Genomic DNA, 11,888 nt, shown 5'->3' with positions numbered 1-11,888 from the left:
TGGTCAATATGCGCAAAGGCATCATCCTGGCCGGGGGTTCCGGCACGCGGCTCTATCCCATCACGCGGTCTGTGTCGAAGCAACTGCTGCCGGTGTATGACAAGCCGATGATCTACTATCCGCTGTCCACGCTGATGCTCGCGGGGATTCGGGATATCCTGATTATTTCCACGCCGGAAGATACGCCGCGCTTCTCCGACATGCTCGGTGACGGCAGCAAGTGGGGTCTTAACCTCCAGTATGCAGTGCAGCCGTCTCCTGACGGCCTGGCCCAGGCGTTTATCATCGGTCGCGATTTCATCGGGAATGACCCGTCGACGCTTATCCTCGGCGACAACATCTTTCATGGTCATGATCTCGTGAGCCAGCTGACGCGGTCCTCGGCCCAGTCCCAGGGTGCAACGGTATTTGCGTATCACGTGCACGACCCGGAGCGATATGGTGTCGTCGAATTCGACCAGAATTTCCGTGCCCTGTCGCTGGAAGAGAAGCCGCTGAAGCCGCGTTCCAATTATGCGGTGACGGGCCTGTACTTCTACGACAACCAGGTCTGCGATATCGCGGCGGACATCAAGCCGTCGGCACGCGGTGAGCTCGAAATCACCGATGTCAACAAGCAGTACCTGTCCCAAAATCAACTCGACGTCGAGATCATGGGGCGAGGCTACGCGTGGTTGGATACTGGCACGCATGATTCGTTGCTGGAAGCCGCAAGCTTTATTGCAACGTTGCAGAATCGGCAGGGGCTGATGGTGGCCTGCCCTGAGGAAATTGCATTCCGCAGTCACTGGATAACGGCCGAGCAAGTAGAGAAGCTGGCCGCGCCGCTGTGCAAGAACGCCTATGGCAAGTATCTGCAGCAGATCATTACGGAAGCAATCAAATAATTATGAATGTTATTCACACCGAAATTCCGGAAGTCCTGATTCTTGAACCGAAGGTCTTCGGGGATGATCGTGGTTTCTTTCTTGAAAGCTTTAACGCCAAGCAGTTCGAGGCGCTGACTGGATTGAAGCGCGAATTCGTCCAGGACAATCATTCGCGTTCGGCGCGCAATGTGCTGCGTGGAATCCACTATCAGATCCAGCACCCGCAAGGGAAACTTGTCCGAGTAGTCGCAGGTGAAGTCTTCGACGTGGCGGTGGATTTAAGGAAAGGGTCGCCGACGTTTGGCAAATGGGTAGGAGTTACACTTTCCGCTGAAAACAAGCGCCAGCTATGGGTACCGGAGGGGTTTGGTCACGCTTTTGTCGTGACTTCGGATCATGCCGAATTCCTGTACAAAACCACGGACTACTGGTTCCCGGAGCATGAGCGCAGCATTGTCTGGAACGACCCCGCGCTTGGCATCGACTGGCCTGTCGAAGGGGTGCCACTGGTCTCGCAGAAGGACAAGGAAGGCAAACTGCTGGCAGATGCCGAGGTGTTCGTTCAGGCCTGAGCGAATCGCATCAACTCTTGGTATTGAAAATGCTGGCTTACCGTGGTTCTCCGCAAGAAATACTGCGATCGCTGATCACAAATCGCTCGCTGATCGTTGACCTTATCAAGCGCGAGGCCGTTGGGCGTTACCGCGGATCGATGATGGGGGTCGCGTGGTCCTTGGTGACGCCGCTGTTGATGCTTGCGGTCTATACCTTTGTTTTCAGCGAGATATTCAAGGCGCGCTGGGGCGATAGCAGTGCAACACGTGGTGAGTTTGCGATTCTGCTGTTCACAGGGCTGATAGTGTTCAACATTTTTTCTGAATGTATCAGTCGTGCGCCTTCCCTGATCATCGGAAATGCCAACTACGTAAAGCGGGTCGTGTTCCCACTGGAAATTCTGCCCGTGACCATTCTCGGATCCGCGCTGTTCCACGCGTGTGTGGGAGTGGCCGTCCTGCTGGTTTTCGAGGTTTTTGTCAGGGGCGGGGTGCCCGTTACTGCGATCCAGTTGCCAGTGCTGATGGTCCCGTATTTGATGTTTGTGTTGGGTGCGACCTGGTGGCTTGCGGCGCTTGGTGTCTATCTGCGGGATATCGCGCAAACCATCAACATTTTCATTACCGCGCTGATGTTCCTGTCACCAATCTTTTTCCCTCTGCGCGCGCTGTCACCGCGCTGGCAAACGGTGGCGCAATTGAATCCGTTGACGTTCCCGATTGAACAGGCGCGGAATGTCCTCTTCTGGGGTGAATCCCTAGATTGGGCTCATTGGGGCGCATATTTGGGAGTCGCCGTGTTGTTCTGCTGGTCCGGATTCTTTTGCTTCCAACGAATTCGACGGGGTTTTGCCGATGTCCTCTGATCACGCTATCTCGGTCAAGGGTGTTGCCAAGGTTTTCCGAATTTACGACCGGCCAAAAGACAGGCTTATCCAGGGGTTCTACTCACTGGCGGCGCGTATCGCACCCGGAGCCGCATTGAAACAGCGTTTGCGCCGCAGGGCGGCAACGCGCGCGCGCGATTTTCATGCGCTCGACGATATCTCCTTTCACGTGGACCGTGGTGAGACCGTCGGTATCATCGGGCGGAATGGATCAGGCAAGAGCACGCTGTTGCAGATTATCTGTGGCACGCTGAACCCGACCGCCGGGGAAGCTGCCACGCTTGGACGCGTTGCTGCCTTGCTGGAGCTGGGATCCGGCTTCAATCCCGACTACACGGGCCGCGAAAACGTCTATCTGAATGGCCAATTGCTCGGCCTCACGCGCGGCCAGATCGATGAGCGGTTCGAGCAGATCGCAGCCTTCGCCGACATTGGCGATTTCATCGATCAGCCCGTCAAGTCGTATTCAAGCGGCATGTTTGTGCGACTCGCGTTCGCCGTCATTGCTCACGTGGATGCCGACATTCTCGTGGTTGATGAAGCGCTGGCCGTGGGCGACGCTTTCTTCACGCAGAAGTGCATGCGCTTCCTGCGGGAATTCATGCGCACAGGAACCGTACTGTTTGTCAGTCATGACACGGCTGCGGTCAAGGCCTTGTGTACGCGCGCTGTCTGGTTACAGAACGGCCGGATGATTGCCAGCGGCCCTGCCAAAGCGGTGTGCGATCGGTACCTCGGCGAAATGATTGAATCCAGTCAGGGTACTGATCGGCAGGCACAAATTCAGACAACGGAGCCGCAGCACAAGCCGGAGAGCCAGACTGCGCTGGAAGCAACTGCGACTACGGAACTCGGAACGGTTTGCTTTCTGCCTTTCCGGGCGGACGCTGCGCATTTCGGCGCAGGTGGCGCGCGAATCGTTGACGCGCAGTTCCGGGATGCGGCCGGCACCCGTCTGCTCAGCGTCGATCATCACAATGAAGTGCAGTTTGATATCGAAGTCCTGGCGGACGAAGCCATCCAATCACCGATCGTCGGCTTTTTTGTGCGCGATCGCCTTGGGCAGACCTTGTTCGGCTCGAATACCTTCAGCGCTTCGGCGCACCTGCCCTGCGACGCCGGCACTCGCTTCCGCGCATCCTTCCGTTTTGAGTTCCCGGCACTTGCGGACGGAGACTACACCATTTCGATTGCCGTAGCCGACGGTACCCAGCAGGACCACGTGCAGTTGCATTGGATCCACGATGCCATGGGGATCAAGACTCAGGGCATCGGTGATATTGGCGGATTGGTAGGATTGCCGATGCGCGAAGTGACGCTCGCGCCGGCGACCGGCTCGACCGAGTTGCAGCCGAGCGCTTGCGCCCAATCGATCTAGGAGGCAAATGCAATCCAGCACGCCCATGCCAGTCGCGAATGCGAACACCGGTGACGTGACGCTAGAGGCGGGAAAACGCTATCGCGTACTGCTCCTGGATACGAAGAGCAGCAACCCGAACCACTACATTTGCCTGGCGATCCAGCGTGCCCTGCAGGCTTCCGGGCTGGTGGAGTGCGTCGTCAAGGCAGGGCTCGACAATGCCGTCAACGAGGCAATTCGCCAACGGTGCAATCTGTTCTTCGCGTTTGATGGCGAAGAGCTGAATCCTGCGATTTGTGCGCGGGCCGCCGCGGTTTGCGGACGCTCGGTGCTATGGGTGACGGAAGACCCATACGAGCTTGAGGTCAACGTCCGCAACGCCAGGCTGTTCGATCTCGTCTTCACCAATGATTCGGCCAGTGTGAAGGCCTACGGGGAAAAGGGGCGACACCTGCCACTAGCCGGCGCGAAGCCGTTTCATCTGCTTCCGCTGGTGTCCGATGCGTCGAAGCTGCGCTACGATCTGTTCTTCGCCGGTACGGCGTGGCCCAATCGCGTCGCGCTGCTGAAGGCCTTTCTCGATGCCGAGTGGGGCGAGCACGCAATTCGAGCCAAGATCGCACTGCCGACCAACGAGCATTTGCCGCCCATCGACCTCCGCCTGCCCGCAAGTCAGTTGAACTGGCGCACATCGCCGATGGATTTCGCGCGTTTCGCCAGCATGAGCCTGGCCACGCTGGTTCTGCCACGTGTGTTTTCCGCTTCGGGAAACCGGGATTTCGCGGAGACGCCTCCGCCGAGGCTGTTCGAGGCTGCGCTATCGGGTACGGTACAGCTGGTGCAATCCGACCTGGCCGAAGCCGGCAACTACTTCGTGCCTGGCGAAGAATTTCTGTACTTCGACGACGCGCGTCAGCTTGTGCAGCAGGTTGCCGCGCTGCGGGCCGATATCGACTGGCGTAACGACATTGCATTGCGCGCCCAGAACAAGGCGCTCGCTCACCATTGCTATGAGCACCGCGTGGCCTACGTGTTCGATGAACTGGAGGGCCATCTCGCGTCACGTGCCGTGCAGGAACAGGGCACCACCATCGTGAACGCTGACTCGGCGGTGCAGCGTCCACGGCTATTGCTGGTTGCGCACAATGTAGTCCAGAACGGTCATTTTGGCGGCGTCGAGGTTTATCTCGATTCGATGCGCAAATCGCTGGGCGATGAGTATGACGTGTATTTCTATGTGCCGGAACGGCAGGGCGACGCCCGCAACACCGTACTGCTCAACGCTGATGGCGAGGTGCTACGCAAGTTCAGTTTTGCCGAGCTCTTCTCACCTTGGGTGGTGAGCAGCGCGGAGCGCGAGGAAGCCTTTAGCTCGGTGCTGTCGGAATACAAGATCAGCGCAGTGCATTTCCATCATTTGCTTGGCCATGTGCCAAGCCTGATCGAAGTGGCGAGCGCCTTCGGCGTGGCGACGGCTTTGACGTTCCACGATTACTTCCCGATCTGCCACAACTTCACGTTGCTGTCTTTTCGCGGAACGTACTGCCATCCCGACGAGATCTCGTTGTCTCAGTGCGATGTTTGCCTTTGGAACGGTCACCATATCTTGCCGGGCGGCCAGGCAGCGCGCCGTGCCTACTGGGACGGTGTGCTCGCAATCTGCGATACGCTCGTTTTCAATACGCAGGGGGCGCGAGACCTTGCGTCGCGGATCTATCCATCGGTCGCGGCGCATCAGAATGCCGTCGTATTGCCGGTTCCGATCGAACGGGTGCCGCGCGTCGTGGAAGCGGAAGCGACACGCCAGCCGGGCCAGGTATTAAAGGTCGCGGTGCTTGGAAACTTTACGCCGCACAAAGGGGGCGACGTCATTGCCCGCATCATTCCGCTGCTTGCCAATTCCAACGTGGAATTCCATGTCTTCGGCCGCGTGGAGGGGCAGTACGGCTGGCTTGCCGACAAGCGTGCCTATCCGTTTGTGCACTTGCATGGAGGCTATAGCCCCGGCGAGATCCCGGCCGCCATCCGCGATTGCGATGTTTCGCTGCACCTGTCGATCTGGCCGGAGACGTACTGCCTGACATTGTCCGAGGCGTGGGACCTGGGGCTCGTTCCGATCGTCACCGATATCGGTGCGTTGGGTGAACGTGTCGTCGACGACGTGAATGGCATCAAGATTGCCCCGAACTCGGAAGGGGACCTGGTGCAGGCTTTGCACCGGCTGGCGGAAATACCAGGCTTGCTGGAGCGGCTGCGGCAGGGCATCGCGAGTGCGCCGATTTCCCATTCGCGTGAGCACTTCAGCGGCTTGGCAGGTGTGTATCAGCCGCTCGTCTTCCATCGACGCGCGAGTTCGCAAGTCGACGAGGTGGGGACGCTGCGTCGCGCTCAATTGCAACGTCCATTGGGTTCGCCGGTTTGGGCCGTTACGCCAGTGGCTGGCGCCGTAGTCAATCGACCGACTCTTCGACGAAGGATTGTCGGACTGGTCGGCCGCGCCGTTCGGCATTACCGGGTGTATGGAGCGACATCCACTGCACGCGCGTGCGTGCGCTATGTGGCAAAGCGCATATGAACAACGATATCAAGGTTCTGGTCTGCAGTGCTTCGCCCGACCGGGTCAATCACAATGCGGTCCTGCGAAATTACGTTGCACGCGGTTTTGAGTCCGTGTTGCAGCCCGGCCACGTTATTGCGACGTCGCTGGACTCCGCTGTCGAAAGCGCCAGGCGGTTCCAGCCGCATTTGATTGTGGTATTTGGCTCCTGCATGCCCGACAGCTGCGACTACACCGGGCTGCGCACATACTGCGCCCGCCATGGCGCATCGCTGGTGTTCTGGTTGCACGACGATCCATACGAATTCGATTTCAACTACAAGATCTACCGCTACGCGGACATGATCTTTTCGAATGACCGATGGGCGGCGCAGCACTTCGATCATCCTCGTGTTGGCCATTTGCCGCTTGCTGCCGACCGCGACGCTCATTTTCGGCCGATCGGCCAGAATATGGCGCGCGACGTCTTCTTCTGCGGAGTGGGCTTTCCGAATCGTCGTCAGCTCATCGCGGATTGCGTACCCCTGCTCGGTGACTTCAGGGTCGAGATCCTTGGCGCGGAATGGGACACGGCATTGGCGGTCTGTCGCAATGAGCGAATCCAGAACGATACGCTCCCCAATTTGTATGCTTCGTCGCTGGTGACGCTGAATATCGGGCGCCGCTACAACCTGGCTAATAGCCGCTACTCGCTCGATGCGAGCACGCCAGGTCCGAGAACTTTTGAAGCCGCGATGGCGGGCGCGGTGCAGTGCACCTATTTCGAGGGACCCGAACTGCTTGATCATTTCGAGGCGGGAAGCGAGATCCTGATTTTCGACTCTCCTGCCGAATTGGCCGAGTTGATCAAGTCGATGGCGACGGATCCCGAACGGCGTCGCGGCATCGCGCAAGCAGCCCAGGATCGGGCAATACGTGACCATACCTACGAAGCGCGCGCGCGAGCCATGCTCGAATCTCTACAGTAAGACAAAGAATAAAATAGCTGAATGATCGATATTGGGGAATTGAAGTACGGGTTGGGTGGGCTGGGTGCGATAATGGTATTCTGCTTTCTGGGGGCGCTGCCGTTGGTGAGTCGAGCGCTGGCCAGGCAGCAAGGCCGGGAGGCAAGCCTGTTGGAACGTTCGTGTTTCTCGATTGCGACGTCCGTGGTCTATCTGGCCCTGCTGGGCTTGATCCTGGCGTTGCTGCCATTCTCCATGCGGAGGGAGATTGCGTGGGTCGGGCTTTTGGTGCCGGTGCTGGCGGGACTGTTCGTGCTGCGCAGCGATGGAACGCGGGTTTTATTTCCGAGCGAAGGCACCCTGGACGTGCTGTTTCACGCGGCTGCGTTTGCCCTGGCGGTGTTCTCGATCCTTCTGGCCAGCGGCCGATATCCATTGCCCGCTAACCTTCCAGATGGCGCCTACGTCAACAAGGAGCATGTCCAGCCCGTTCGGATCCAGTACCTGACGGGTGACTTGCCGGCGGACAACGTGGTGCCGTACGTCGCCCAGGAGTACATGGCGCGCGATATCTCGTTTGCGAGAAACAGTCCCATTCTTCCCGGCCAGCACGTCACGAATCGTCCAATCCTGGTAAGCCTCGTAGGACTTCCGATTCGACTGGCGTTGGCTGCCGCGACACCGCTTCCCGACCTGCCGCGCTATGAGTATGTCGGCACGCAGTGGCCCGATTTCCGCGTGCTGGCACGCGATGTCAAGCCGTTCTCGGTCTTTCTCGGTGTCGGGATCTTTCTGAACGCTTGCCTTCTGCTGGGCGTGGCACTGATTACCTCCCGCATAGTCAAGCTCAGTTCGCGACAGGGCATGTTGTTTGCGCTGTTGTTCGTCACGAGCCCGTATTTTCTTTTCCAGACGATTTTTACCTGGCCGAAAGCGTTGGCGGGTTTCTTTGTGCTACTGGCGCTCGTTACCCAATTGTCATATCAAAAGGGGCTGTTGTCGGGTGTGCTGCTGGGGCTTGCATATTGGTCCCATCCCTACGCGATCGGATACTTCCTCATTGCTGGCCTGGGCATGTTGCTGTGTTACCGCGGTTTCGGCGAGAAGCTGAAACAGGCGGCCGGGCTTGCCATCGGCTTTGCCATTTGCGTGGCGCCATGGTTCGTCTGGGCCAAGCTTGTGATCGGTGTGGAATCCGATCTCGTCGAGCAGAATTTCTCATCCAACGGGATGTCGACCTACCAGTTTGTTCTCGCACGTCTCGTGAACGTTGTTCATACCATTGTGCCTGAACACTTGCTCGCGTATGGCGCGCCGTTCAACGCGATCTTTGCAGCGTCGCAGTTGAATCTTACGGGTGCAACCGGACTGCTGGTGCTATTCATAGGTCTTCTGAATATGCATCGTTTTGGCAACGAAACAGGTGGGGCGGTGAGGGTACATCCAGACTCGACAGAGACTTTTGACATCAGGCTGGTTGTCCTTTATCTCGGTGCCGCAAGCTTGCTGCTTAGCCTGGTGTTCTCGAATCATGCGGTGCCGTTGCTGCATGGTTGGCAGCCGTTCGCGGCGGTGCTGCTGTCCTTGATTGCCGTGCTTGCGGTCCGGTCTGGCAAAGCCGTCGAATGCGTGGCATGGGCTCAGGTCGTTCTGAATGTCGTAACGTTGGTGGCTTATGTGGCCATGAAAAGCGGACGACTCGAAGCCATACTTAAATGATCGGATTGATGCCTGAAACGGGTATCAACGAAAGCGCCCAGTGGCGCGCTCATGGACCAATGCATTCTCCAGCTACTGCGGCGTCGGCCGTCGCACCTCTTACATGCGGTATCGCCATGTGCACATGCAATGGCGGTGCATACCTGCGTGCGCAACTGGAGTCGCTGGTCAACCAAAGCCGCCTGCCGGCGCAGGTTGTCATCAGCGATGATGCTTCCGATGACGGTAGCTGGGAAACCATCGATCAATGGGCGCGCGAGATTCGTGCATCGAAGCCCATCGACGTTCTGGTGCTACGCAACGAGCCGCGGCTCGGCGTCCGACGTAACTTCCAGCAAGCCATCGAACGACTTCAGACCGATATCATCTTCCTTGCCGACCAGGATGATGTCTGGAACCCGAGGAAGATCGAAGTGATCGCCGGCCACATGGAGGCGGTGCCAGAAGTGCAACTGGTTCATACCGATGCGGATCTGATTGACGAACAGGACCGTCATCTTGGGAAGACCTTGTTCGAGGCGCTTTCTCTCTCGAAGCGCGAGCGCACCCTTATTGCGGAGGGTCGCTTCTTTGAAGTCTATTGCCGACGAAATCTCGTTACCGGCACGACGGCAGCATTTCGACGCGACTTGCTGGCGCTCGCGATGCCAATCCCCGAGGACTGGATTCACGACGAATGGCTGGCGGCGTGCGCTGCCGCTTCGAAGACGATAGCGATGTTGCCGGACAGATTGACGCAATACCGACAGCACGGGTCCAATGCCATCGGCGTGCCGACCAACTTGGTCGAGAGATGGGTCCATTATGGAAGGCGGGTCAAGAAAAGCCCGCGTGAAGTGCATCTTCGCTACAAGCGTCGCCGTCTTGGCGCGCTACGCGAGCGCCTTGCCGGCCGTGCCGGTGTCGAATCTAGAAAGCTGTCGTTGCTTGATGAGGCCATGAGCCATTTCGATCGACGTATCGCATTCCCGCACGGCCTGCTGGGCCGCATTACTGGAATTCTGCGGGAGTGCCGAATGCGCGGATACCATCGATTTGCAGACGGCTACGGTGGCGTCCTGCGCGATCTCGTTCGCCGGTGAGGGCAGCCATGGACTTCTCGCAGCCATTCGGCGTGTCGCCGCGTCTTACGGTGTCGATTGTTAGCCACGGCCAGGGCAGCTTGCTGAAACCGCTATTGGAGCAGTTGCGCAATGCATCGACTGTGCTGCCGATGCACGTCATTGTCACGCAGAATCTGCCCGAACAACGCGCCGTGATCGAACCAGGCGCCGGCTTTGTATTGGACTGGATCGAAAATGCTTTGCCTCGCGGATTCGGTGAGAATCATAACTCGGCGTTCAAGCTCTGTACGACAGAGTTTTTCTGCGTACTGAATCCGGATGTCCGGCTGACAGCGGAGAGCCTGGCGCCGCTGCTGGCCAGCGTTGCCCGGAACGCAGGCGTTGCAGGACCCCGCGTCGTATCCCCGGCGGGGCGCATTGAAGACAGCGCTCGTCGTGTCCCGACTCCGTCGCGTCTCTGCAGCCGCTGGTGGAACCGGCGATTCGAGGCTGATTATGGCATCGAGTCTTCCGAACAACAGGTCGACTGGCTTGCGGGTATGTGCCTGGTCTTTGATCGCGCCACGTTTCAGGCGATTTCAGGGTTTGACGAACGTTATCGTCTGTACTGCGAAGACGTGGATATCTGCCTCAGAATCCACTTGGCCGGCCGTGCGGTCAGCTGGGTGCAGAAGGGAATCATTGTTCACGACGCGCAGCGGACAAGCCACCGACGTTGGCGCTATCGCATGTGGCACATTCGTAGTCTTTGTCGCTTGTTGAGCTCGGTCGCCTATTGGCGCTTCCGTACCAGGCGCCACAATTAAATATTATTGATGAGCAGGCATGTTCGATTTCTTTTGGGTTCCATTGGCTGCGTTCGTCATTAGTGCCACCTCCATTTTCCTATTGCGTCCCCTGGCGCGCGCCGGAGGACTGGTAGACCGTCCGGACGCACGTAAGCGGCACGTGGGTGAGGTGCCGCTTGTCGGCGGAATCGCGGTCACGATCGCAGTGTGGGCTGGCGCAATGTTGTTCATGCGCAGTCAAGGCTATTATGTTGCATTACTTGGCGGCCTCACGGTTCTGATGCTGATCGGCATCCTGGATGATTCGCGCGGAGTGTCGCCGATCGCCAAGCTGGTGGTGCAGATCTTTGCTGCAATCCTGATGACGTCATGGGGAGGGGTGTACCTGACTTCGTTGGGTGATCTCTTTGGTCGTCGCGAAATTGAATTGGCAAACTGGGGAATCCCGCTAACGTTGTTCGCGGCGGTGTCCGTCGTCAATGCAATGAATATGAGTGACGGGCTCGATGGGCTGTGCGGCGGGCTTGCGCTCTCCATGTTTGCATGGTTCGCGTATATCAGCGGTGAGCTGGGGAACGGCGCGGCGCAGCGAATTTGCGTGATTTTCTGCGGCGCGCTCCTTGGCTTCCTGGTTTTCAATACACGCACGCCTTTGCGCGGAAAATTGCGGGTTTTCCTTGGCGATGCGGGCAGCCTGATGCTCGGCTTTGGCATTGTCTGGTTCGCAGTCGAACTATCGCAGGCGCCTTACAATTCCGGTCGACGCGTACCACCTGTCGTTATGCTTTGGGTGCTCGGCTTTGTTCTGATCGATCTGCTGTCGGTCGTTGTGCGCCGTATGATGAAAGGTCGAAATCCTCTTTCCGCTGACCGCACGCACCTTCATCATATTTTGCTGCGCCTGAAGCTCGGCCCGGATGCCATTGTCTGGATTATCGTGGCTGGTAATGCAATGATGGGGCTGGTGGGCGTGGCAGGATGGAAGCTGGGCGTATCGGAGCAAGTATTGTTCTTGATTTTCCTGCTGGTCACGATATTGCACCTGCTCGCGATGCGAAATGCCTGGCGTTTTGTTCGATTCAGCCGCAGGGTGATTTCACGGCGTTGGCGCGGGCGGACGTAAACAAAGAGGCTTACTGAAAG

General features: G+C 58.2%; 10 protein-coding genes. All 10 read left to right on the top strand.

Annotated elements, in window-relative coordinates; genetic code table 11:
- Nucleotides 1-8 precede the first annotated feature (8 nt).
- Genes rfbA through AC3FKG_RS01170 form a run of 10 tightly spaced genes read left to right on the top strand, consistent with a single transcriptional unit; the run spans nucleotide 9 to nucleotide 11,868 of the window.
- Nucleotides 9-887: a glucose-1-phosphate thymidylyltransferase RfbA gene (gene rfbA, locus AC3FKG_RS01215; protein ID WP_488742225.1), complete on the top strand. Its 879-nt coding sequence runs from the start codon at nucleotides 9-11 to the stop codon at nucleotides 885-887.
- Nucleotides 888-889: 2 nt separating this feature from the next.
- Complete coding sequence (gene rfbC / locus AC3FKG_RS01210; RefSeq protein WP_488742224.1) at nucleotides 890-1,441, top strand: dTDP-4-dehydrorhamnose 3,5-epimerase; 552 nt, start codon at nucleotides 890-892, stop codon at nucleotides 1,439-1,441.
- Nucleotides 1,442-1,470: 29 nt separating this feature from the next.
- Nucleotides 1,471-2,289 carry an ABC transporter permease gene (locus tag AC3FKG_RS01205; protein ID WP_488742223.1) on the top strand — a complete coding sequence of 273 codons (819 nt, stop codon included), beginning with the start codon at nucleotides 1,471-1,473 and terminating at the stop codon, nucleotides 2,287-2,289.
- Nucleotides 2,279-3,688, top strand: coding sequence for an ABC transporter ATP-binding protein (locus AC3FKG_RS01200; RefSeq protein WP_488742222.1), 1,410 nt, complete (start codon nucleotides 2,279-2,281; stop codon nucleotides 3,686-3,688). Before AC3FKG_RS01205 ends, AC3FKG_RS01200 begins: the two co-directional genes overlap by 11 nt.
- Nucleotides 3,689-3,695: 7 nt before the next feature.
- Nucleotides 3,696-6,245 carry a glycosyltransferase family protein gene (locus AC3FKG_RS01195; protein ID WP_488742221.1) on the top strand — a complete coding sequence of 850 codons (2,550 nt, stop codon included), beginning with the start codon at nucleotides 3,696-3,698 and terminating at the stop codon, nucleotides 6,243-6,245.
- Nucleotides 6,242-7,195, top strand: a complete 954-nt coding sequence (locus AC3FKG_RS01190; protein ID WP_488742220.1) for a CgeB family protein — start codon at nucleotides 6,242-6,244, stop codon at nucleotides 7,193-7,195. Before AC3FKG_RS01195 ends, AC3FKG_RS01190 begins: the two co-directional genes overlap by 4 nt.
- Nucleotides 7,196-7,216: 21 nt before the next feature.
- Complete coding sequence (locus tag AC3FKG_RS01185) at nucleotides 7,217-8,893, top strand: hypothetical protein (RefSeq protein WP_488742219.1); 1,677 nt, start codon at nucleotides 7,217-7,219, stop codon at nucleotides 8,891-8,893.
- Nucleotides 8,890-9,975 carry a glycosyltransferase family 2 protein gene (locus AC3FKG_RS01180; RefSeq protein ID WP_488742218.1) on the top strand — a complete coding sequence of 362 codons (1,086 nt, stop codon included), beginning with the start codon at nucleotides 8,890-8,892 and terminating at the stop codon, nucleotides 9,973-9,975. Before AC3FKG_RS01185 ends, AC3FKG_RS01180 begins: the two co-directional genes overlap by 4 nt.
- An 8-nt stretch (nucleotides 9,976-9,983) precedes the next feature.
- Nucleotides 9,984-10,763 carry a glycosyltransferase family protein gene (locus tag AC3FKG_RS01175; RefSeq protein ID WP_488742217.1) on the top strand — a complete coding sequence of 260 codons (780 nt, stop codon included), beginning with the start codon at nucleotides 9,984-9,986 and terminating at the stop codon, nucleotides 10,761-10,763.
- A 19-nt stretch (nucleotides 10,764-10,782) separates the two neighbouring features.
- On the top strand, nucleotides 10,783-11,868 hold the full coding sequence (locus AC3FKG_RS01170) for an MraY family glycosyltransferase (protein ID WP_488742216.1): 1,086 nt from the start codon (nucleotides 10,783-10,785) through the stop codon (nucleotides 11,866-11,868).
- Nucleotides 11,869-11,888: the final 20 nt, after the last annotated feature.

The sequence above is a fragment of the Cupriavidus sp. 22TCCZM04-2 genome (genome assembly GCF_057798895.1).
This window is presented reverse-complemented; position numbering and strand designations above follow the sequence as displayed.